The 21,627-nt window shown below is 63.4% G+C and carries 23 protein-coding genes and 1 pseudogene; 4 read left to right on the top strand and 20 right to left on the bottom strand.

What is annotated here, in order from left to right; genetic code table 11:
* Positions 1-24: 24 nt before the first annotated feature.
* The 6 genes from AC27E8_RS13510 to AC27E8_RS13485 form a co-directional block, all read right to left on the bottom strand.
* Entirely contained in the window at positions 25-1,110 is a 1,086-nt protein-coding gene (locus AC27E8_RS13510; protein ID WP_487099805.1) for a class I SAM-dependent methyltransferase, read from the bottom strand.
* A gap of 164 nt (positions 1,111-1,274) precedes the next feature.
* Positions 1,275-2,441 carry a trans-sulfuration enzyme family protein gene (locus AC27E8_RS13505; RefSeq protein ID WP_487099804.1) on the bottom strand — a complete coding sequence of 389 codons (1,167 nt, stop codon included), beginning with the start codon at positions 2,439-2,441 and terminating at the stop codon, positions 1,275-1,277.
* A gap of 70 nt (positions 2,442-2,511) precedes the next feature.
* Entirely contained in the window at positions 2,512-3,714 is a 1,203-nt protein-coding gene (locus AC27E8_RS13500) for an SWIM zinc finger family protein (RefSeq protein WP_487099802.1), read from the bottom strand.
* A 39-nt stretch (positions 3,715-3,753) separates the two neighbouring features.
* Complete coding sequence (locus AC27E8_RS13495; RefSeq protein ID WP_487099801.1) at positions 3,754-4,407, bottom strand: SdpI family protein; 654 nt, start codon at positions 4,405-4,407, stop codon at positions 3,754-3,756.
* Entirely contained in the window at positions 4,391-4,681 is a 291-nt protein-coding gene (locus tag AC27E8_RS13490; RefSeq protein ID WP_487099800.1) for an autorepressor SdpR family transcription factor, read from the bottom strand. The genes AC27E8_RS13495 and AC27E8_RS13490 overlap by 17 nt, the downstream gene beginning before the upstream one ends.
* A gap of 121 nt (positions 4,682-4,802) precedes the next feature.
* Positions 4,803-5,387 (bottom strand): YdeI/OmpD-associated family protein, encoded by a 585-nt coding sequence (locus AC27E8_RS13485; protein ID WP_487099798.1) that lies wholly within the window; start codon positions 5,385-5,387, stop codon positions 4,803-4,805.
* 304 nt (positions 5,388-5,691) lie between these two features.
* Here AC27E8_RS13485 and AC27E8_RS13480 point away from each other — a divergent pair, with 304 nt between their 5' ends.
* Positions 5,692-7,494 carry an alpha/beta fold hydrolase gene (locus tag AC27E8_RS13480; RefSeq protein ID WP_487099797.1) on the top strand — a complete coding sequence of 601 codons (1,803 nt, stop codon included), beginning with the start codon at positions 5,692-5,694 and terminating at the stop codon, positions 7,492-7,494.
* Positions 7,491-8,306: pseudogene (locus AC27E8_RS13475) on the top strand (DMT family transporter); the annotation flags it as partial. The gene AC27E8_RS13480 and the pseudogene AC27E8_RS13475, both read left to right, overlap by 4 nt.
* 30 nt (positions 8,307-8,336) lie before the next feature.
* On the opposite strand, the gene AC27E8_RS13470 reads toward AC27E8_RS13475, so the two are convergent.
* Positions 8,337-8,699 carry a DUF423 domain-containing protein gene (locus AC27E8_RS13470; RefSeq protein ID WP_487099796.1) on the bottom strand — a complete coding sequence of 121 codons (363 nt, stop codon included), beginning with the start codon at positions 8,697-8,699 and terminating at the stop codon, positions 8,337-8,339.
* Positions 8,700-8,711: 12 nt separating this feature from the next.
* Positions 8,712-10,139: an amidase family protein gene (locus tag AC27E8_RS13465; protein WP_487099795.1), complete on the bottom strand. Its 1,428-nt coding sequence runs from the start codon at positions 10,137-10,139 to the stop codon at positions 8,712-8,714.
* A 216-nt stretch (positions 10,140-10,355) separates the two neighbouring features.
* On the opposite strand from AC27E8_RS13465, the gene AC27E8_RS13460 reads away from it, so the two are divergent.
* Positions 10,356-10,688, top strand: a complete 333-nt coding sequence (locus AC27E8_RS13460; RefSeq protein ID WP_487099794.1) for a hypothetical protein — start codon at positions 10,356-10,358, stop codon at positions 10,686-10,688.
* A gap of 195 nt (positions 10,689-10,883) precedes the next feature.
* Here the strand turns inward: AC27E8_RS13460 and AC27E8_RS13455 are convergent, their stop codons facing one another.
* The 3 genes from AC27E8_RS13455 to AC27E8_RS13445 are packed head-to-tail and all read right to left on the bottom strand — an operon-like array spanning position 10,884 to position 14,043.
* A complete protein-coding gene (locus AC27E8_RS13455; protein WP_487099793.1) occupies positions 10,884-12,293 on the bottom strand; it encodes a PTS fructose transporter subunit IIC in 1,410 nt (469 codons plus the stop codon).
* On the bottom strand, positions 12,278-13,258 hold the full coding sequence (locus tag AC27E8_RS13450) for a 1-phosphofructokinase family hexose kinase (RefSeq protein ID WP_487099792.1): 981 nt from the start codon (positions 13,256-13,258) through the stop codon (positions 12,278-12,280). Before AC27E8_RS13450 ends, AC27E8_RS13455 begins: the two co-directional genes overlap by 16 nt.
* Positions 13,255-14,043: a DeoR/GlpR family DNA-binding transcription regulator gene (locus AC27E8_RS13445; RefSeq protein ID WP_487099791.1), complete on the bottom strand. Its 789-nt coding sequence runs from the start codon at positions 14,041-14,043 to the stop codon at positions 13,255-13,257. The genes AC27E8_RS13450 and AC27E8_RS13445 overlap by 4 nt, the downstream gene beginning before the upstream one ends.
* 248 nt (positions 14,044-14,291) lie before the next feature.
* Here AC27E8_RS13445 and AC27E8_RS13440 point away from each other — a divergent pair, with 248 nt between their 5' ends.
* Complete coding sequence (locus tag AC27E8_RS13440; RefSeq protein WP_487099790.1) at positions 14,292-14,744, top strand: PTS sugar transporter subunit IIA; 453 nt, start codon at positions 14,292-14,294, stop codon at positions 14,742-14,744.
* Positions 14,745-14,845: 101 nt separating this feature from the next.
* Here AC27E8_RS13440 and AC27E8_RS13435 read toward each other — a convergent pair whose 3' ends face one another.
* From AC27E8_RS13435 to AC27E8_RS13395, 9 genes are all read right to left on the bottom strand, one after another.
* Positions 14,846-15,499, bottom strand: a complete 654-nt coding sequence (locus AC27E8_RS13435) for a hypothetical protein (RefSeq protein WP_487099789.1) — start codon at positions 15,497-15,499, stop codon at positions 14,846-14,848.
* Between the two features lie 103 nt (positions 15,500-15,602).
* Positions 15,603-16,562 carry a thioredoxin-disulfide reductase gene (gene trxB / locus AC27E8_RS13430; RefSeq protein WP_487099788.1) on the bottom strand — a complete coding sequence of 320 codons (960 nt, stop codon included), beginning with the start codon at positions 16,560-16,562 and terminating at the stop codon, positions 15,603-15,605.
* A gap of 28 nt (positions 16,563-16,590) precedes the next feature.
* Positions 16,591-18,504, bottom strand: coding sequence for an acetate--CoA ligase family protein (locus AC27E8_RS13425; RefSeq protein ID WP_487099787.1), 1,914 nt, complete (start codon positions 18,502-18,504; stop codon positions 16,591-16,593).
* 72 nt (positions 18,505-18,576) lie between these two features.
* Complete coding sequence (locus tag AC27E8_RS13420) at positions 18,577-18,897, bottom strand: thioredoxin family protein (protein WP_487099786.1); 321 nt, start codon at positions 18,895-18,897, stop codon at positions 18,577-18,579.
* Between the two features lie 177 nt (positions 18,898-19,074).
* Positions 19,075-19,242, bottom strand: a complete 168-nt coding sequence (locus AC27E8_RS13415; RefSeq protein ID WP_014463746.1) for a hypothetical protein — start codon at positions 19,240-19,242, stop codon at positions 19,075-19,077.
* Positions 19,243-19,383: 141 nt separating this feature from the next.
* Positions 19,384-19,857, bottom strand: coding sequence for a hypothetical protein (locus tag AC27E8_RS13410; RefSeq protein WP_487099784.1), 474 nt, complete (start codon positions 19,855-19,857; stop codon positions 19,384-19,386).
* A 122-nt stretch (positions 19,858-19,979) separates the two neighbouring features.
* A complete protein-coding gene (locus tag AC27E8_RS13405) occupies positions 19,980-20,447 on the bottom strand; it encodes a low molecular weight protein-tyrosine-phosphatase (protein ID WP_041695016.1) in 468 nt (155 codons plus the stop codon).
* An 11-nt stretch (positions 20,448-20,458) separates the two neighbouring features.
* Positions 20,459-21,148, bottom strand: coding sequence for a bacillithiol biosynthesis deacetylase BshB2 (gene bshB2 / locus AC27E8_RS13400; RefSeq protein WP_487099782.1), 690 nt, complete (start codon positions 21,146-21,148; stop codon positions 20,459-20,461).
* Positions 21,149-21,151: 3 nt separating this feature from the next.
* A complete protein-coding gene (locus AC27E8_RS13395; RefSeq protein WP_041695694.1) occupies positions 21,152-21,523 on the bottom strand; it encodes a YojF family protein in 372 nt (123 codons plus the stop codon).
* Between the last annotated feature and the right edge of the window lie 104 nt (positions 21,524-21,627).

Genomic DNA, 21,627 nt, shown 5'->3' with positions numbered 1-21,627 from the left:
CCCCGATTTCGCCGCTTATAGCTCTCAGCGCGGCTGCGCCACGATGCCGTTGTGCGTCTTGATCCAGCCATGGCGAAGAATGTTGAATCCGTTTTCATAAAGGTACAGCCCCATCTGATCGACAGTCATCAGTTCTCGATACGTGTAGTTCATCGCTTCCGCCATCACGTGGTAGAACAGCTTGGTCTTCCACCCAAGCCTCGGCGTGGTCAGGATGGCGTAACCGCCCGGCCGCAGAAACTTCCGGTGCCATTCGATGCATTCCGGTTTGTACTCGTCCGGAAAGTGCTCCAAAAGCCCCACGCTCAAGACGATGTCGAATTCGCGCCCAAACGGCAGCTTGCGGATGTCCTCCACCAGGTACGTCAGCTTCATCTCGCTTCGGTACCACGGGCGCGCCGATCCCGTCGCCGGATGGTACCCGAGAAACGGGTAATCCTCCGGAAAGTCCCCGAAGCGATGATCGCGGCAGAAGGCGTCGTAATCCACCATGACGGCCTCGCCACCGGGATACATGGCGTACAGCTGCATCGCCTCGTAACCCTCCGCCGCGCCAAGGAACAGAATGCGGGGACGCTTCACGTCAAGCCCGCGAAACAGCGCGCGCTTCCCGCGCGGGTCCCAGATGGTGTCGGTGACGCGGTGCGCCAGGTTCCACAGCGTGACCTGCTGTAGGTCCTGAAAAACCGAGGCGATCTCGTCCGCTCGAAGCGAAGCGACGCTCTTCAGCATGCGGCGCATGGCGGCCCGCTGCGCCGCTGGCCCGTCCTTCACGAACCAGCTGTGGAACGACCGGTTGAACATCTCCCAACTCGTCTTGACCGGCATCGTGTCGCCGTGCTTCTCTTCCCAGAGCCGTTTGCCGGATGCGTAGTTCTCGACGCGAACGGGTTTGCCGACGTCCTTCCAGCGAACGAGGGACCAGTCGCGAATCGGACGCTCGACGATGAACCGATCCAGCTCCTCGAGGCGCGGCGCGCGAAGATCGTAGCGAAACTGCGGCCCTAGGCGCGTTTCCCCCACGCGCACGGGGTGTTCGGCGCCTAGCAACGCACGGCTCTGCTCCGCGTTGGCGCCCCTCGCCTTGGATGGCACCTCCACATTCGCCACCCCCCCTGGTTTCATATATGAAACGAAATTTCGAAACCTTTCACTAGGAACATGTTCGACGCGCATCTCACAAAATCCTATGCGCCCGCGCCACGATTCCGCACCTTCTCCCGCATATGTCCCGGGCCAATCCGCCGCGCCTGTGGCGGATTGGCCCGTGCACGTCATCGCCTGCGGGAGAGCACTTGCTCGGCGGCGTAATCCAGCGCCTGGCTGAGATCGTCAATCAGATCCCCGATGTGCTCGATGCCCACCGACAGCCGCAGCAGCCTGTCGGTGACGCCAACCTTCTCCCGAATTTCCTCCGGAATGTCGGCATGAGTCTGCCGAGTGGGATACGTGATGAGCGTCTCGACGCCACCCAGACTCTCCGCAAATGTGACGAGCTTCAAATGCTCGAGGATGAACGGCACCATCCGCGCGTCCAGCACCTCGAACGACACCATGCCCCCGAAGCCGGACGCCTGCTTCGAACAGATGGACTTTCCGGGATGCGTATCGAGGCCGGGATAGTAGACCTTCACGATGTCGTCGCGCGCGTCGAGCCACGCCGCAATGGCGCTCGCGTTCATGGCGCACCGCTCCATGCGGATGGCGAGCGTCTTCATGCCGCGCATGAGCAGCCACGCGTCCTGCGGCCCGAGCACGGCGCCGATGGAGTTCTGGACGAAGTACAGCCGCTCGGCGATCTCGCCCGATTTCGCCACGACGAGGCCGGCGAGCACGTCGTTGTGTCCGCCCAGAAACTTCGTGGCCGAGTGAACCACGATATCCGCGCCCAGCTCAATGGGACGCTGGAAATAGGGCGTCATGAACGTGTTGTCCACGATGGTCAAAAGACCGCGCCGGCGCGCAAACAGGCTCGCGGCCGCGATGTCCGTAATTTGCATGGTCGGATTGGTGGGCGTTTCGATGAAGAGCGCCCGCGTGGTATCGCGCAGGGCGGCCTCCACCTCCTCGAGGTGGCCCGTGTGCACATACGTGGCCTCGATGCCGAGCGGGCGAAAGATGTGCTCAAGCACGCGATAGGTGCCGCCGTACAGATCGCTCGAGACGATGACGTGATCGCCCGGGGAGAACAGCGAAAAGACGGCGTGGACCGCGGCCATGCCGGAGGAGAAGGCGAATCCGCGCACGCCACCCTCCAACTCGGCGATGGCGTCCTCGAGGACTTTGCGAGTCGGATTGAGCGTCCGCGTGTAATCGAATCCGGTGCTTTGGCCGAGCGCCGGATGCGCGTATGTCGTCGAGTGATAAATGGGGGCAGACACGGCTCCCGTCCTGGGATCCTGGCGATTCCCAATTTGGGCCAACTTCGATTCGATCTTCAACGTGGTCGGCTCCCTTCCTGCGCTCAAATCACAAGCGATAGACAAAATGTACAGACGCGCAGGGCGAGCGTCAAGGACGCGCGCGAGCGTCCATGGCGGCCCGCGCCAGGCGCATGTCCCCATCGCGGTCAGACACGGGCCGCATGCGCGCGATCTCGTCGGCCGCGGCGAGATCGCCCATCTGAAGCGCAAAGGCGATCATCTCGCGCCAATTCTCCTCGATCCGCGTGGCCAGCGACACAGGGACCCAGGGCACGTGCGGCACGCAGCCTTCTAGGCCGGGCGGACGGGGGAAATCATCGACGGCATTCACCCGCTCGCAGGCAGCGCGCAGATGGCGCGTGTCGACCCACCCGCCCTGCAGCGCGGATAGCGCGTCGAGTGCATCTTCGGCACAGGTCGCTTCGGAGAGTCTGGCAAGCGACCATGCGCGCCATTCGTCCATCGCCGCATCCCCAAGGCCGGAAAGCCGCTTGACCGCCGCCGCGAGTGGGGCGCCGAGCGAGCGGAGGAGCTCCCTGTGGGGAAGCTCGTACTCGCCCGGGACGTCGTCGCTCAAGCGCGCCACGAGCCGGCGGAAATCGTAGACCGCATAGGTCGCGAGCTCCGCGGGCGTTTCACCCGCGAGGGCGTCCGCGAAGGCTTGAATCAGCCTTCGTGCGCTCTCCCAGCCCGCGCCGGTGTACGTGACGGTGACGGGAGGCGGCGCGTCCAGCCCCACAGCGACGGCCGCATCGCCTTGCGCGATTTGGTCGGCGGCAAGAAGCAGCGCTCGCGCCTCCTGGTGAAGATGGGAGAGCGACGGTTCATCTGCCCAACGGACGGGCGCCGTTTGCACGAAGCGCATGGCGCGAAGGAGGAGCGAGACGTCGGGGCGCAACGCCATGACATCTGCGACATAAGCCGGCACTTCACCGTCTCCGATGGAGCCGAGGTACGCGTCGAGATCGAGCGGTTGCCCTCCTCGAATCCCGTCGAGCCGCGTCTCGCGGGCGACGTGCAGCGCGACGGCGACCCAGTGTTTGCACGGCCCGCCGTACGGACACGAGCAACGGCTCTGCTCGACATCTTCGATGTGCAAAAAGACGCGATAGTCTGCCGAGCCGCGCACGACAGCGCGGATAGCGCCGTCGTGCAGCGACCAGGAGACCACGCGCCCGGTTTCCGCGTATTCCACGCCGCGATAGAACACGTACTCCGGGAGAACATCCTGCCACCCAACGGGTGACGTGAGCTCTCTCAGCGCCTTGCGCCACTTTGAGACTTTGTGCACCTCGCCACCTCCGTTTCGCGAGCGCCGCCTCGAAGCGAGTCATAGCTTCCGAAGCCGCCTCGCGTACATATACGAGGCCACCAACGCGATGAAAACCCACAGGCACACGGGAACCAGTATGGCGACCTCGAGCATCCCGTGTCCGGCTGGCAACACCCACGCCAACAGGATGATCAACATCCCGGCGGGGACGCCCAGTTGGCCGCAGAGGCGGTGCGTCCAAGTCCATACGCGCTCGTCCGCAAACGTCCATGACACGCGCACGCCGATCCAACCGTTCGGCCGTACGCGCGGGAGCACGTTCGCGATGAGCATAAACATGAGTCCAGACGCGGTGGCCTCCCACCGCAGCGTGGCCCTGTGAAGCACATGAGCAAGGTCCGCCGCGTACATCAGAGAAACGCAGACCACCACCACGCCGCCAATGTACCGATATGTCGACCAAAAGGAAACATCGAGCTTCGAGTTCCGCCTCCACCACCGATACGCGTACCAAAGGAGCATGATGCCCAACATCACAGCAGGTCCATCAAAGACGACCCAAAATCGCGAGCGCGGCGTATCATTCGACTGCAGATAACTTGGGATATCAGCGGGCAGATGCGGGTACGCCAAGCAGCCAAACGCCAACGCCATGGCCCATGCCGCCCAGCCCCACCACGGCACCGCTTGCGGTTTACGCTTCCCCGTCACGGTCATCACTCCCAAAGTGTTCAAGAAGCCAGGCCAGCCACTCCTGCAACACGGTGGTGTTGAGCCGGTAGACGATGCGCGTTCCCTCGCGCCGGTCCACCACCAGATCTGCGTGTTTCAATACGCTGAGATGACGGCTGATTGTGGGCTGCGCATGGGGAAAGTGGTCCGCAATCTCCCCGGCCGTCTTCGGCCCTGTCTTCAACAGTTCAAGAATCCTCCGCCTCGTCCCATCCGACATGGCTTTGAATACGCGCTCATTCACCTTCACCACCACAATCCTCGCACGACTTCTTGATTCATTTTATAGCCATATAGCTAAATACGCAATATGCTGAGGCACAACACCAGCGCCCATTCGTTCACGATCTTCCATATATTTCTTCTCTCGCCGTTCAGCGGTCGTAGAGGCCCTTGCCCTCCAGGATCATGGGAATGCATTTCTCGATGCGGGCTGCCCGCGTCTTTGACTGCTTGGGCGCCGAAAAGTGCAGGAGGTACGCCCGCCGCCTGCCAGGTGTCAGCGACTCGAACGCCTGCCGCAACTCCGGCATCTCATCGAACTTGCGCAACAGTTCCTCCGGCATCGGCGGCTCCGGCGCCTCGCGGGGTGGCGCCGCTTTGCCCCCGCGCTCGATCTCGACCGCCTGCTGGATGTAGTCGCGAATGGCGTCCTCGCGCGCCTTCACCTCATCCGCGCTTCGAAACCGCATCTGGCGCCCCACCTGCGTGTGCTCGCCCGGCTTCTCCAACAAGCGGTGGCGATCCTCCAACATGCCTCCCTTGAGAAAGTTGAGCGCGCAGTAGTCCTTGAAGGCGCTCATGATGACCACATTCCGGCCCTGATAGGTATAACAAGGCTGCCGCCATTTCACTTCCTCGGCGAGCCCGCAGCTCTGCAGAATGGCGCGAAGCGCCTTTAACGCGTCCTCCCATCGGTGGACCTTGCAGTCCGGCGTGCCGCCAAAGCGACAGCGCATGCAACCCTGTTCGAGGTACAAATCGACTTCTGGGTTGGAATGTGCCTCATGTGCACCCTCAAGCTCCAATCGGCCTGTCAAGTACCTTCACCGCCCGTCTCGCTTCTGCTCACCCGACTATAACACACAATGGCGACCGCCGGCGTGAACCGGGTGACACCCCACGCTACGGTTCCCCGCGCCTATCCTCCAATCTTTTGGAACCGCCCCACGGCTCGGCAGGAATTTTCACACTCCGCGCAAAAGATCCATCTCAGATGGCCAAACCACCCTCAGGTTCACCCCACGAAGGAGCGTGAAACTCGTGATACAACTCCCGCGCCCGAATCCCGAACAACTCTTCCACACCCCCACCATATTCGGGCTGGCGGTCTCGAAGGACGAAACCCGGATCGCCGTCGCCACCAATTTCTCCGGCCGCTACGACGCCTGGGGCATCGATCTCGATTGCCCCTTCCCCTACCGGCTGACGAACGAAGGCCAGGTGCCCTACGCGATGCACTTTGACCCCCAGGGCCGCTACGTGCTCGTCGCGTTCGATCACGACGGAGATGAGAACGCCCAACTCTACCTCATCCCGCCCCGCGGCGGCGAAAAGCAGCCGCTTTGCACCCACGACGGCCGCCGCTTCATGTTCTGCACGACGTCCAAGGACGGAAACCGCATCTACTACTCGTCGGACAAGGACAATCCCACGTATTTGTGCGGCTACGTGTTCGACCTCGAATCCGGCGAGGAGAAAACCCTTTACGAAGGTGAGGGCGGTCCCACCGTCTTGGTGGCCGTGAGCGACGACGAGACGTCCTGGGTGACCGCGACGTCCTTCGCGAACACGTACCAGATCGCCCACCTCCACCGCGGCGGCGAACGCGTGAGCCTGACGCCGGACCCCGGGACTCCGCACATCGTGGAGTCCATCGAATTCGCGGGTCATCTCGTGGTCTTCGCCACGGACTATCAAGCGGACGAACTGTATCTCGCCTCGTTTGATCCGCAAACCGGTTCGTTCCAGCGCATCTGGGCGCCGGAAAAGGGAAGCGTCACGCACGTGGCCGTGCACGAGGACAGCCAGACCGCGTACGCCGCCGTGATGCGCGGCGTGATCGACGAACTGTACCGAGTGGACCTGCGCACCGGTTCTGCAGAGAAGCTGACCGCGCCTTGCGACGTCGTCGGGCAAATCAAGGTTGGGGACAGCGGGCGCCTGTATCTTCTCGGCGGAAGCGACAACGAGCCCGGGAATGTTTGGATGCTCGACCTGGACGGCACATGGCGTCCGCTCACGCGGGTGCGCCCCATGGGCTTTTCCCCGGACGACTTGGTGCAGGCCGACGTGGTCCACTTCCCATCTTTTGACGGCCTGACCCTCGAAGCGCTGCTCTTCCGCCCAAAGCCTGAGGTTGCGAATGGCTACACCATCGTTTGGCCACATGGCGGGCCGCAGGCCGCCGAGCGCAAAGGCTTCCGGAAACTGTTTCAGTACTGGCTCCTCTTCGGGTACCAGGTGTTCGCGCCGAATTTCCGCGGCAGCACGGGGTACGGCAGCCGGTTCATGAAGATGGTGGAGCGCGACTGGGGCGAAGGGCCGCGCAAAGACATGATTGCGAGCATCGAGTGGCTCGTCGCGCAGGGCCTCGCGGACCGCGACAAGCTTTTCTTGGTCGGAGGCAGCTACGGCGGCTATATGACGCTTCTTTTGCATGGCCGGCATGCGGACTACTTCCGCGCCTGCGTCGACCTCTTCGGGCCGAGCAATCTCGTCACCTTTGCGCAATCGGTTCCGGACTTCTGGAAGCCCATCATGAAGATGTGGCTGGGCGACCCGGACGATCCGGCGGATCGCGAGCGGCTGATCAAGGACTCGCCCATCACGTATCTGGACGGCATGACGAAGCCCATGCTCGTCATCCAAGGCGCGAACGACCCGCGCGTCGTCAAGGCGGAATCGGATCAGATTGTGCAGGCCCTGCGGGAGAAAGGGCGAGAGGTGGAATATATCGTGTTTCCGGACGAGGGCCACGGATTTATGAAGCTGGAGAACGAGATTGAAGCCTACCGGCGGACCATCGCGTTTCTCGATCGGCACCGCCAAGCCTCGGCGCCGTGAGGGCGATCACGGCCCTGCTCCTCGCCGTCGGCCTCGTCGCCATCTCGTTCTCCGCCATTTTCATCGCGTGGTCGACGGCGCCGGCGGGCGTGATCGGCATGTACCGGCTGTGGATGGCTGCCGTCCTGCTCGTGCCCGCCGTGTGGCGGGAACGGCCGCCGGCGCAGTCCGTTCGGCGGATGTCGGGATGGCTCGCGGCGAGCGGGGTATTGCTCGGCCTTCACTTTCTGTTTTGGATTGAGTCGCTGAAGCTGACGAGCGTCGCCTCGTCGCTCATCATTCTGGCGCTCGAACCGGTGTTTGTGTGGATGGGCGAGTGGCTGTGGCGCCGTGCGCCCGCGGCGTGGGTCGATCTCGCCAGCATGGTGGTGGCCATCGCTGGCGCCGCCCTCGCCGCAGCGGCAAGCGCCGGAGTCACCCGCACCGGCGCCCTGGGCGACCTGATGTCGCTCCTCGGGACCCTCGCCGTCTCGGGCTACGTCCTCGTCGGCGCACGGGCCCGGATGGAGATCCCCGCGTGGACGTACAACGCATCGGCTTTTGTCGTCGGCGGTGCGGTGCTTGCCCTGGCCAACGCATGCCTGGGCGCGCCGTTTTGGGGCTACAGCGCCCACAACTGGCTCTTATTCGCAGCGCTTGCCGTTGTCTCGACCATTCTCGGCCACGGCATCTTCAACGCGCTCCTGCACCGCGTGCCGCCGACGGCCATCGCCATGACCGTCGTGGGGGAACCGGTGGTCGGTTCCATCCTCGCAGCGTTGCTTCTGCACCAGCCCATCTCGCCGCTCGAGGGGCTCGGCGGCGCCATCTGCCTCACCGGCGTAGGCGCTTATCTCTGGCGATCAGCGCGCCAAGGCGAGGATGAAACAAATCCACCCGGCCAGGAAGCAGAGGCCGCCGATGGGCGTGATGGCCCCGAGCACCTTGACGCCAGACACGCTGAGGGCGTACAGGCTGCCCGAGAACAGCACAATCCCCACGGCGAACAGCCACCCCGCCGCGGACAATAGGCGAGAATCGGGATGAAGCCGGAGCAGGATGCCTACAGCGATGAGCGCCAGCGCGTGATACATCTGGTACTGATCGCCCGTGTGGTAGACGGACATCATCTCGGTTGACAGCTTGTCCCCCAACACGTGCGCGCCAAACGCGCCAAGCGCGACGGCGAGAAATGCGAACACGCCTCCCCAAATCGCAAACGCCATGGTGCTTCCTCCTCACATCGCAGGCGGGCGCCGGTGATGGGTCGCCTGCTCGTAGTCGTACGCCAACTGGCACAGCCGGACGTCGCTGTACGCGGTGCTGGTGAGCGTCAGTCCCACCGGCTTGCCCTCCTGCGTGTACCCGGCGGGCACGGTAATGGACGGATACCCCGCCTTCGCCGCAATGGAACAGCCGTAGTAGTTCACAAACGCAAGCGCGTCCAACCGGTGCTCCGCGAGCACGCGGTCGATGCCTTCCTGGCGCGACTTGCGCAGATCGCGAAGCCGCGCGCGGATGTACGCGCCGTCCGCGAGGTGGAGGTGGCTCTGCGCCCGCGCCCGCTCGAAAATCGCCTGGCCGTATCGGAGGGCGCGATCGGCGTGGCGGGCATTGAACGCCATCACATCGGCGAGCGAATGGACGGGCAGCCATGGCTCCACAGTGGCGAGATACCGATCCAGCGCCGGCGGAAACTCCGCGACGAGCACGTCGTAATCGAAGCTGTCCTTCGCGAGGTCGCACTCGATCACGTCCGCCCCAAGCTCGCGCAGCTCGGAGAGCGCCTCATGGAAGACCGAGCGCTCGTCCTCTGGAACGTCCTCCAGATACGCCTGCGGCACGCCAATCCGCGCGCCTTGGAGCGCGCCGCGGCGAAGGTGAAGCCACGCCTCGCGCGCCGGCCAGCGCACGCCCTGCGTCGCCACGTCCCGCGGATCCGGGCTGGCGATGACGGACATCAAAAGCGCCGCATCGGCGACGGTGCGCGCCATCGGCCCCGCCGTATCCTGGCTCATCGCGATGGGGATAATGCCGCGCCGGCTGACCATACCGAGCGTCGGCTTCAACCCCACGAGGCTGTTGGCGCTCGACGGGCTCAGGATGGAGCCGCTCGTCTCCGTGCCGATGGCCGCGGGGGCAAAGCCCGCCGCGACCCCCGCGCCGGACCCTGAACTCGAGCCGCCGACATCGAATTTTCCAGGTCCGTATGGATTCAGCGTCTGCCCGCCGCGCGAAGAATACCCGTTCGGCATATGATCGCTCAGGAAGTTCGCCCATTCCGTGAGATTCGCCTTGCCGATGATCACGGCGCCCGCCGCGCGAAGCCGGCGCACCACTTCCGCGTCCTCCTTGGCCCGGTGCCCCTCGAGCGCCACCGATCCAGCTGTCGTCTGCATGGCATCGGCCGTGTCGAGGTTATCCTTGACGAGGATAGGCACCCCGTGCAGCGGGCCCCGCAAAAACCCGGTGCGGCGTTCCCGGTCCCGCGCCTCGGCCTCCAACAGGGCCTCGGGGTTCACCTCGATCACGGCGCGAATCCCCATCCCGTCCACGTTGTGCGCGGCCATTTGCTCGAGATGCCGCGCCACAGCATCGAACGAAGACACCTCGCCTTGTCGAATGACCATGGCCCACTCGACGAGCGTTCCTGTCATGACGTCCATCCAGCCGTCCCCCATCCCTTCGTGTCTCACGGCTATTGTGCCACAGTCCATGCGCCCTTGTCTCGACGCCCAGAGCGGCGATCCAATTCACCCATGCAGGAAAGCGCCCTTCGATGGGAGGTTGCGAAAGGAAATGAACTGCCATCGTCGAACATACACCGGGAGATCCAGATCTCCTGACGCCTGGATGATCAGCCGGTCACGGGGGTGAGCGCCGTGATTCTCCACCTGCTCATGCTGGCCGCGCGCGATTCCGTGCTTCTCATTCTCGATGTATTCGCCGCGTGCCTACTGGCATTCTTCGCCTTTTCGGGTGTCGTCGAGGGGCCGTTCTCGTTCCTCGCAAACGGACTCGTGTTCGTCGCAGCCGCCGCCATTCCCGAGTTGATGGGACTCTCGTGCCTGTGGCTGATGAAGTCGGGGTATGCGCTGTCCGTTTCCATCGTCGCGGAAATTGTGGTCTTGATTCTGGCCGCCTTCGTGGGACAGGTAGGACTTCAGGCGGCGATGGCGTACGTAAAAAAGCACAGGCCCCGAGACGAAGAATAGGTGGAGGAGCGGACAGGAGGAGCAGACGCAGGCGGCCTCGGCATCACGGATTGGCACATGCCGAGGGTTCTCGCACATCAGACACGGTGGAGCGACCCCAGCGCGAGAGATGGGGTCGCTTGTAAGTTGCGTTCGGCTGCGGGATGGCGAATCGAGTCTCCTACGTGCGTGCTGCGGACTTCGCCTGCCGACTTATCAGGCGGGCTGAACCTGGATTTCCCGCTTGAGCGCCGTCACCATGGCGGCGCCCACGCCCGCCCCGACGAGGATGGCGACCACGAACAGGTACCAGTGCCCGATGAGCGGGAACACGAAGATGCCTCCGTGCGGCGCCGGGTTCGTGACGTGGAACAGCATGCTGAGGGCGCCCGTCACGGCGGATCCCACCATGATGGACGGGATCACGCGGAGCGGATCTCGTGTCGCGAACGGGATGGCTCCTTCGGTGATGAAGCAGGCCCCCAGAATCACGGCGGCTTTCGCGGCGTCCCGCTCCTCCGGCGAGTACTTGCGCGGCGCGGCGAAAGCTGAGATGGCCATCGCGAGCGGCGGAACCATGCCCGCCCCCATCACGGCCGCCATGATCATTTCGGCTTCTGGCGTCTTCGTGGCCAGCAGGCCGACAGCAAAGAAATACGCCACCTTGTTGAACGGACCGCCCATGTCGAAGGCCATCATCAGACCGAGCAGGGCGCCGAGCCCGAGCGACGCGCTCGCACCAATGTGCATGAGGCCACTGGACAGCGCGCCCATCAGCGCGGCCACCGGATGGCCCAAGACGTAGATCATCAGCAGCCCCACGATGCCCACGGACAGAACCGGAAGGATGAGAACGGTTTTGATGCCTTCGAGCGATCGCGGCACCCGGATCCATTTTTTCAGCGCAAGCGTGACATAGCCCGCCACGAACCCTGCGATGATGCCTCCCAAATACCCAGCGCTCGCGTTCGGCCCCGCGTGATACATGGTCCCTTGCGTGCCAATCCAGCCGCCGACGAGCCCTGCGGCGAACGCGGCGCGATCCGCAATGGACTGCGCGATGAAGGCCGCCAGAACGGGGACAAACAGCTTAAAGGCCGATCCGCCGCCGATGTTGTCAAAGGCCTGAGCCAAGGACGACTGGCCGTTGATGTCGATAGCCGTGGACAGCGCGATGAAGATGCCCCCCGCAATGACAAGCGGCAACATGTGCGACACGCCGTTCATCAGGTGCCGATAGACGGCGGGTGTCCCTTGGTTGCGCGCCTGCTTCGCCGCTTGAATCTCGTCGAGCGCCCCGCGCGATTCGCCCGGCTCAAAGGTCGGCGCCCGCAACGCATCCTCCAGCAACCTTTCCGGCTCCTTGATGGCCGCGCTCACGGACGTCTGAAGCAAGCGCTTCCCTCGAAAACGGTCGAGATCGACCTGCTTATCCGCCGCCACAATCACGGCGTCCGCCTCGCGGATCTCGGCCTCGGTCAGCGCGTCCTCGGCGCCGAGCGCGCCCTGCGTCTCGACGCGCACCTCGTGCCCCAACTTCTTTCCAGCCTGCAAAAGCGCCTCCTGCGCCATGAACGTGTGCGCGATTCCAGTTGGACACGCGGTCACCGCTACGAACTTGGCCACAACACATCCCTCCACGCTTCGATTTCAATCTGCTGCTCGATGGCCGCAATTTGTGCGAGCGAAGGAAACACGCCCGGCGGCAACGCTACCTTGCACGTGGCCGCTGCGGAAGCGAAGGTGAGAGCCTCGGGCACGGAACGTCCGTTCGACAGCGCGTGCACCATTCCGGCCACAAGACTGTCCCCAGCGCCCACGGGCGACACCACCTTCACGCTCGGCACCCGCGCGCGCCAAACGCCTTCTTGCGTGACCGCGATGGCGCCATCCGCCCCGAGCGAGACCACGACGCACGCTGCGTATCGAGCCATGCGCCGCGCCTGTCGAATCGCGTCCACCGCGTCCAGCACCGGAGCCTTGGCCCACTCCGCGAGCTCCTGCCGATTTGGCTTCACGACGTGCGGACGAGCTTCCAACGCGAGGCGCAGCGCATCTCCGCTAGAGTCGAGAACGACGCGCGCCCCTCTCTCGACGGCCGCCTTCGTCCACGCACGGTAGCCCTCCACTGGGCATCCTTCTGGCAGATTCCCGGCGATGACGAGCCACGCCCCCGGCCGCAAGGCCTCGAGCACCTGAGCACTCAGCAACGCCCAGCTCTCGGGATCGATGTGAGGCGAAGGCCCGTTCAGCTCGGTCAGCCGACCGTTGTCCTCCATCACCTTCAAGTTCATCCGCGTCTCCCCTGCAATGGGGATCCACTGCGCCCACCCAGGAAGCGAAGAGGCCAGCCACCGCCCGCGCGAACCGCCCGCAAACCCGAGCGCGCGACTCTTTCGGCCCATCGCCTCGAGCGCACAAGAGACGTTCACGCCTTTGCCTCCAGGCACAAGAATCTGTTCGTCCACGCGATGCAGTTCGCCCGGCTTAAGGGACTCTGTGCGCACGTACACATCAATCGCCGGATTGACGGTCACCGTCACGATGTCCGTCGAACTGAGGCTTTCTGGATCGTCCGGCTGCACAGTCATTCCATCACCCCTCCCTCCTCGTTTTCACAAATGAACTCCACCTCGGTTTCCGCCTGCCACTGGCGCCACTCGCCGTCCGGCAGGGGTCCGTCCGACACCCACGTATCGATCTCGTCCCAGGTGGCCACCCGCACAAACGCGGTCTGGTGGAGCTTCGTGCGATCCGCGACAAGAACCACGCGATCGGCACACTTGACCATCGCCCGTTTGATAGCAGCCTCCTGGGGATTCGGCGTCGTGATGCCGCGGAAATCGATGCCGTTCGCGCCCAAAAAGGCGATGTCGACGTGCAATTCGTCCAACATCCGCTCCGCAAACGGCCCCACAAAGGCTCCGGTCTTGGCGCGAAGCTGGCCGCCCAATAGGACGAGATCCAGGTCACGGCGCGTGCTGAATTCAGAGGCGATATCCAGGCTGTTGGTGACAACCGTCACGCCTTCATGGCGCCACTGCCGGGCGATTTCGTATGTCGTCGTCCCTGCGTCGAGCAGCACGACTTGCCCTGGCCGCACAAGGTCGAGGGCAAGCGCGGCAATCCGCATCTTCGCATCCTGGTTCTGGATTCGTTTCTCGCTCCACGTCGGCTCAAACGCGGCCACTTCCTTGGCCACTGCGCCGCCGTGCGTGCGGTGCAACACGCCTTGCTCCTCGAGCTCTTGCAAATCTCGCCGAATCGTGGATTCGGAAGCTTGAAACATCTGCGCCAGTTCGCTCACGGTCGCTCGCTTATGCACGAGCACGTGCTGCGCAATGCGGGCCTTGCGCTCATCTGCGAACAAGCTCACCACCTCCCGCTTGGCGCTTGCCCCTCGCTGTTCTCAGGTTTTCACTCGCAGACCTTCGATGGACGCACCTTTCACATACGAGCGCTCGAATATGCTCGAAGATGATTGATTGCGATCATTTTATGGTGTAGCATGGAGGTTGTCAATCGAGAGATGGATTTCTCGTGAAATCGCTTGGGTATGGCCCACACCATGGCTCGACGAATCACGCGACTTGGGGATTCGCAAGGAAAGGATGGCTGAGGAAGATGACGATCCTGACGCGCGATCACGTATGCTTTCTGGACGAGTCGGTCGCGACGCGCACCGACGTCATTCGGCGGATGGTAGAACTGGCTTTTCGCTTGGGCCACGTAGACGACGTCGACGTTGCCGTTCAAGCGGTCGAGCACCGTGAAGAAGAGGGAACGACTGGATTCGGCAAGGGCATCGCCATTCCGCACGGCAAGTCCTCCGCAGTGCGAGAGGCCGCGCTCATGTTCGCCCGGCTGGAAAAGCCTGTGGATTGGAACAGCCTGGACGGCGCTCCCGTGGACACGGTGTTCCTCATTCTGGTGCCGGAGGGCGCTCACGATGAGCACCTCCGCCTGCTGTCGAAACTGGCGCGCAAACTCATGCACGACGACTTTGTCAGCGCCCTGCGAGAGGCGAACGCAGCGGACCAACTCGTGGACACCATCCGCGGGGCGCTCGAGGAGTAAGGAGTTGGGCGGCATCGAATCGTGCGGCGAATGCTCAGGTGAGATGCAGCGCGATACAAGGAATTGGGCCAGCCGCCCTACTTGGCGACTGGCCCGTTGTGTCACTGCATCGCGCCGTAATAGCCGAGATCCTGCTGAATGTGTTGGCGCACGACCTGAGGATCCGTCCCATATTGCGCAAACGCGCCGCGCGACGGATGGCCCTGCATCCCATAGCCGTGCGCCTGATAGCCAGGTTGCATTTGCATCATTTGCGCATAGGGCTGCGGGTAGGATTGCGCGTGGCCCTGTGCACCCATCATACCGAATTGCGGGCCGTAACCCGAGGGCGACATGCCGTAGCCACCTTGTGCTTGGCCCGCCGCCTGTTGATACGCCTGGCGTCCCTGCATGGAGACGACGTGCGCTTGTTGCGGCGCGCCATACGAGCCGTAGCCCGCAGCATATCCAGCGCCGCCGTGCATCCCCGCCATCGCTTGTCCCAGCGGTTGCCCGCCGTATGCCTGCAGGTCCTCTTGAATGTGTTGACGGACCATCTGCGGATTGGACCCAAACTGGCTCAGCATGCTGTGGCCCATGCCCATGGTCCCCATCGGCGCATAGCCGTACGACGGCTGTGCGTACTGCGCGTCCTGCTGCATGTGCTGATGAACCGTTTCGGCCGGGGTGGCGAACTGGCGCATCTGCTGATACACCTGCGCATTGTAGCCCATTCCCTGGCCCTGGCCACCATACGTCGGTTGCATCGGCTGCATCTCGGCGTCACTCCTTCGTTGAAGTGGGTGTTTCGCCTGAAGTATGCGCCATCGCCGCACCCGACATGCAGACGGTGCCGGAACCAGAAATCCCGTCCAGAGGTCAGGCGTTGAGCGACACTGACCAATCGTGAGCCGCCTGACCCTCCAGGAACTTCTCTGCGTCCATGGCCGCTTTGCAGCCGGATCCCGCCGCCGTGATGGCCTGCCGGTAACGCGAATCCATCACGTCGCCGCAGGCAAAGACCCCTTCCACACTCGTCTCCGACGTGTTGCCCTTCGTGATGATGTACCCGATGTCGTCCAACTCCAGCTGGCCGCGCAGGAAGTCCGTGTTCGGTTTGTGACCAATGGCGACGAACACGCCGTCCGCTTCGAGCACCTTCGTCTCGCCCGTCCGGTTGTCCACCACCTCAAGCCCCGTTACCTTATTGCCGTCCGAGAGCACGCGCTTCGACTGCACGTTCATGACAAACCGGATCTTTGGATTCGCCTTGGCGCGCTCCTGCATGATCTTCGACGCGCGGAACTCCTCGCGTCGGTGGACAATCGTCACCTCGGAGGCGAATTTCGTGAGAAACGTCGCCTCCTCCATGGCCGAATCGCCGCCGCCCACGACGATGACGCGCTTGTTCCGGAAGAAAAACCCGTCGCACGTAGCGCACGTCGACACGCCTCGGCCAATCATCTCGCTCTCTCCTTCAATGCCGAGCAGCTTGGCTGACGCGCCCGTCGCTACGATGATCGCGTCCGCGGTGTATTCGCGTTCTTTGTCGATCACGACCTTGAACGGGCGCTGCGACAAGTCCACTCCCGTCGCGATGCCCGCTTTGAACTCCGCGCCGAACTTCTCGGCCTGCTTCTTCATGGCCTCCATCAGCTCCGGACCCATCACGCCATCCGGAAAACCGGGGAAATTCTCCACTTCCGTCGTCAAGGTCAACTGGCCGCCCGCCTGATCGCCCTCGAACACGAGCGGCTCGAGATTTGCTCGCGCCGCGTAAATGGCCGCCGTGTACCCAGCTGGCCCCGTTCCCAGGATAATGAGCCTCCTGTGTTCCATGACAAGGCCTCCCCTCTTTCATGCTATGTTACCCGTTGCGCCGCGCGACTTCCACTCGGCCCGCGACGCATACGGCGCGGTCCTTTTCGATGACGAAGTACAGATCTGCCTCTGCAATCTCCGGCACGTCTTCGACCCACTGCGACATGCGGATCATCGCGTCGATCACGACCTCTTCATGCGGCTTCATCCGCGACGAGGCACTGTTGACCAGAGCGTCGCTCCACAGCTCTCGGGCGTCGGAATCCGTGAGTGGCAGAAGCCGCACGGCGGGCAAGGTCTTGGCGGACCGGCGAAGCGCGGCCGCGCCCCGCTCCTCCGAGGAGAGGTACAGGCGCAAAAGCGGGCCAAACAGCGGATCCGTCTCTACGACGATGTTGAAGGTCGCCTGCTCCTCCGCTTGGTCGTTCGGCGCATCCGCCGCGTCGAGCCCAATAGCTGCCAGCACTTCGCGCACGGCGGGCCAATCGAGCGTCACCAGCCCCTGAACGTCCTCCTCGCCACGATACGATGTTGCGGAAATTTCCTGGTACATGCGCGTCCGGGCCAAGTCCGTGTCGATCCCGTCGACAAACGGGATCACGCCCGGATCCTTCTCGCGGTACTCGTGATACGCCACGACCTTTGCGAGCGCGCGAACGGCCTGCTCCGGGAACGGATAGATGGGAATCTGCCGCTCGGAGTCCACCTCAAGCATCCGCACGCGGTAGTCACCTGTGGTCAGAAAGTTGGCGACCACGGGTTTTTCGTACGGATGGCGGACGCCTGGAACGGGAGGGTCGTTCGCCACTTCGCACAGCGCCGCCGAAATGGCGACGCGCACAGCCTCCTCGTTCGATGGACCCACGGGCGTAAACAGCACGATGACGGAATCCACACTCGGATCGCGCAGCACCTGCGGCAACACTTCACGATAGCTCTCGGCGAGGGTCTCGAAGCCCACGTTGATGACCGGCCCGACGAATTCCAGCCCCTCCCGGACAATGCGGTCGACCGTCATCACGGCCCCTCCGGCGGTGTTGGTCACGACCGCCACCCGCCGCCCGCCGCGCGTGGGACCCGCCTTCAGCAGCACAGCGACATCAAACAGTTCCTGTAGCGTGTCCACGCGGATGACGCCGGCCTGTTGGAACATCGCCTCCACGGTCGCGTCTTCGGCCGCCACGGAGACGGTCCGCGCGTTCGCCACATCGTGCCCGACGGGCGTCCGTGCGCTCTTCACAGCCAGGATGGGCTTCTGGCGGGTAATGCGCCTGGCGAGCCGAGAGAAATTCCTCGGATTCCCAAACGACTCGAGGTACAGGAGAATCATTTCGATGGCCGGATCGTCGCCCCAATATTGCAGCAAGTCGTTGCCCGAGACGTCCGCGCGGTTGCCCAGGCTGACGAAGCTCGCGACGCCCAAGCCAATGTAGGCCGCATAGTCCAGAATGGTGATCCCGAGCGCGCCGGAATGCGACGCGATGGCGACGTGACCGTACTCTGGCACCTTCGGCGCAAAGCTCGCGTTGAGCCGCGTCTCGCTGTCCATCTGGATGAGACCGAGGCTGTTGGGGCCAATGAGACGGCATCCCGCCGCGCGCAGCTTTTCCGAAATCTCGCGCTCCAACTCTTCTCCAGGCTTATCCATATCGGAAAACCCAGACGACAAGATCATCACGTGCTTGATGCCCGCCGCAATCACGTCGTCGATGACGGACAAGACCTGCGACGCGGGCACCACCAGCACCGCCAGATCGACGGGTTCCGGGACGTCGCGCAGGCTGGGGTAGGCGCGCACCGCGGCCACCGATTGCGCGGACGGATTGACGGGGTACACCGTCCCGCGAAAGTCGCTGTTTAGGATGTGACGAAACAGGACGTGGCCGAGTCGATCCTTGTTCCTCGACGCGCCCACGACGGCAACCACCTTCGGATGAAAAAAGTGGTGCAACGACGTCATACCGCTCTCTGCCCCTCTCCTGACGCGAAAGGCCGCAAGGGCGGTATCCGCCCGCGGCCGTGATCGCACAAATCAGGCATACGCCTTGTCCAAGAACTGCTCCACCTGCTCCTTGGACTTCGCATCCCGACTGAAGAGCCGCTTGACCTCGCGGCCTTGGTCGTACACGAGGAAGGTCGGAATTCCGAGAATCTGGAGCTCTTCCGCCAGCTCCGGCACCTCGTCCCGGTTTACACGGACCAAGGTGAATTGTCCTCGGTACTTTTCCTCCCATTCCCCCAAATATGGTTCAATGCGACGGCAGTCCGGGCACCACGTCGCATAGAATTCCACCACCACGCGGCCCGATTGCACCGCTTCCCGATACCTATCGCTCGTGCGGATCTCTTCCACGGCGCTCGCTCCCTTCTGCCTTCATTATACTGCTCGCCGTGTCCAAAACCACTCGCCCGAACCAAGAGTGCGGCGGAGCACAAAAAAGAAGGCGGATCCAGTCGATCCGCCCAGGAGAAGGAGTGGCGTGGACAGCCTGAAGCGACCGGCGCGTGGCCGGGGCGGCTCCCGCCCGTCTCAGGACGAGAGCCGGCGAAAGGTGACGATCAACTGATCCCGATACCGCCGAATGTCGACGACGCGGATTTGGCTCCGTTCCACCGCTTCCTTGAGCTCCCGCATCATCAACTCGTTGCGAGCTTCGTCGGCCTGCGTGAAGATGACCGTTTCGAATGGCGGTTCCATCGAGATCGACCCTCCGCGAGAGAATGCGGACCAGGGCGTGCCCTGTTGTCTGTAGCGTAGCGCATCGCGGGGGTCGGATCAATGCATTTTGTAAGGATAGTTTACATAGCTAAAGATTTTTCTTTGGCTTCGTCATATTTTTTAACGCACAGGGTGAACTCGCTTGAGGAGAAAGTCGCGCCACGTGCCTGCGGGCCAGCGCTCCCCGCTCGCATCGCGCACCACAATCTCGGCGTCTGCGGCGCCGTCGTGCGTCTCGATGAAGTAACGATCCGCAGCCGCCATGGCGAAAAGGAACGGGCGCGCCAGCCCAACCACCCGCTTGCCCTCGCTTTTCGGCGCAATGGCCGAAAGCGGGCGCCACCGCTCAACGGACAACTCAAACCGGTGTGCGTCCTGCCACGCGCCGACCGCGACGGCGCCGCCTAGCTTTCCTCGCGCGCGGCGCGCCCATTCGGCAACGTCATCTCCGCCACCAATCCACACCTGATAGACGCTGCCGCGCGGCAAGCGAGCGGCGGCCAAGGTTCGCCCGGCGAGCGGGCCGTCGGGATACACGCCTTCGAGAAACACGGTGCGCACGCGCCGCAGTGGGTTTCGATACATGGTCTTCATGTCGGATCCTCCACCCGATTCAGCCGTTCGCCCATGTGTATGCCGATGGAGGTGCGTGGGTGCCGAAGACGAGCGCGGGCCCGGAGATCCCGGGCCCGCGGATGAAAGAAAACGAGACGGGGTCAGGTCTTGGCGAGATCCGCCTGGATGCGGCGGAGAAGTGCCTCGCAGCCGAGGCGCACCAGGCGATACACTTCTTCGAAGCGGCCGTCGTAGTACGGATCCGGCACTTCGTCCGGCTCGTCGGGGACGAGATCGAGCAGCCGGAACACGCGTTCCGACCGCTTCGCGCCGAGCCGCTCGAGGGCGCGCATGTTGGACTCGTCCATCGCGACGATGTAGTCGAACCGTTCGAGGTCCTCCGGACGAATCTGCCGGCTCACGATGCCCGCGTAGTCGATGCCGTTTTGTTCGAGCACGCGGCGCGTCCCGTGATGCGGCGGGTCGCCAGCGTGCCAGTCGCCGATGCCGGCGGAATCGACCTCAATTTCACCCTCGAGGCCGGCTTTTCGGACCATGTCGCGAAAGACCGCCTCCGCCATCGGGGATCGACAGATGTTTCCGAGACACACAAATAGGACGCGGATCATGCGGACCCTCCTCAATCGTCGATCCGGTAGACCCAATACCGCTCCGTGCCCAACAGGCGTAACACTTCTTCCCGCGCCGGTCCTCCAGCGGCCAGCGCCTCCTCCACCCGCGCGAAGATGCCCGAGAACTGCGAGCGGTGGGCCTTCATCGCCGCCAGCTTCTGATCCAGGACGCTCGACACGTCAATCACAAAGTCGGGATCGCCCAGGATCTTTTCGGGCTCGTGCACGACCGCCGAACCCCAGATGACTGGCCGCTCCTCTTTGGGCAGCCGCTTGACGGCGATCACGGCCGCATTCGACATGGCGTCGTGATCGGGATGCACCCCGAGCCCAGGATAATACGTCATGAGAATCGACGGCTTTACCTCGCGGATCACGGCCTCGATGCGATCTGCGATTCGCTCGGGATCTTCAAATTCGACAGTCTTGTCCCGCAGGCCCAGCAATCGGAGATCCCGAATGCCGAGGATCTCGCACGCCTGTTCAAGCTCCTTCCGGCGAATCTTCGGGAGGGTCTCCCGGTTGGCGATAGGAGGGTTGCCCATGTTGCGCCCCAGTTCACCGAGCGTGCCGCAGATGAGGGTGGCGGGCGTGCCCGCGCGGGTGAACAAGATCACGGTCCCGGCCTTGCCGAACGACTCGTCATCGGGATGGGGATACACGAGCAGCAGGTGACGCGTCTTTTCCACGGGTGCCATCGCTCACGCCTCCTCCTCCATCGCGCTCATGGGCCAGGGGGTGCGTGAAAGCTGCAGCGCAACCGCGAGCCGCCCCTCGTCATCGTGGCCTGCCAAGAGCAATCGGCCCTTCTCGTCTACTTCGTAGTCCGTGAGTCCCTCCGCGTAAATCCAGCCATTCTCCATCTTGAGCCCGACGCGATACGGCCGATTCCCGGCGATGGCGGCCCGCTCAAAGCGAACGCGCCCGTTTCGAATGTAGGCACACACCGCCATCGGCTGGCCGAACCGGTGCGCGGCATACGCGCCATTGGTGGTCTCTAGGTGCAAGTAGACGTCGTCTCCGACAAAGCGGTTTAACGCAGCCTGTACTGCCTGCACGTCGATCGGTTTCAACACGCAGCACCTGACCTTCTTCTGAGTTTTGCGCCTGTGCGATAATCGTCAAGAATCAACGTCCTCTATCGTGCCAAAACATCGGGGCCGATTCAAATGGCCGA

Source organism: Alicyclobacillus sp. CIJ1 (assembly GCF_057538885.1).
Note: the sequence above shows the minus strand (reverse complement) of the source record. Positions and strands in the feature narration are given on the sequence as shown.

Coding starts and splice junctions, on each gene's coding strand:
- AC27E8_RS13485 (WP_487099798.1), bottom strand. CDS start 5,387: ATGCGCTGTCGCTTTGGCGGCACGCCGGACTGCAAGGTCCACCGATGG.
- AC27E8_RS13470 (WP_487099796.1), bottom strand. CDS start 8,699: ATGGCGTTTGCGATTTGGGGAGGCGTGTTCGCATTTCTCGCCGTCGCG.
- AC27E8_RS13465 (WP_487099795.1), bottom strand. CDS start 10,139: ATGGACGTCATGACAGGAACGCTCGTCGAGTGGGCCATGGTCATTCGA.
- AC27E8_RS13450 (WP_487099792.1), bottom strand. CDS start 13,258: ATGACTGTGCAGCCGGACGATCCAGAAAGCCTCAGTTCGACGGACATC.
- AC27E8_RS13440 (WP_487099790.1), top strand. CDS start 14,292: ATGACGATCCTGACGCGCGATCACGTATGCTTTCTGGACGAGTCGGTC.
- AC27E8_RS13435 (WP_487099789.1), bottom strand. CDS start 15,499: ATGCAGCCGATGCAACCGACGTATGGTGGCCAGGGCCAGGGAATGGGC.
- trxB (WP_487099788.1), bottom strand. CDS start 16,562: ATGGAACACAGGAGGCTCATTATCCTGGGAACGGGGCCAGCTGGGTAC.
- AC27E8_RS13425 (WP_487099787.1), bottom strand. CDS start 18,504: ATGACGTCGTTGCACCACTTTTTTCATCCGAAGGTGGTTGCCGTCGTG.
- AC27E8_RS13415 (WP_014463746.1), bottom strand. CDS start 19,242: ATGGAACCGCCATTCGAAACGGTCATCTTCACGCAGGCCGACGAAGCT.
- AC27E8_RS13410 (WP_487099784.1), bottom strand. CDS start 19,857: ATGAAGACCATGTATCGAAACCCACTGCGGCGCGTGCGCACCGTGTTT.
- AC27E8_RS13405 (WP_041695016.1), bottom strand. CDS start 20,447: ATGATCCGCGTCCTATTTGTGTGTCTCGGAAACATCTGTCGATCCCCG.
- bshB2 (WP_487099782.1), bottom strand. CDS start 21,148: ATGGCACCCGTGGAAAAGACGCGTCACCTGCTGCTCGTGTATCCCCAT.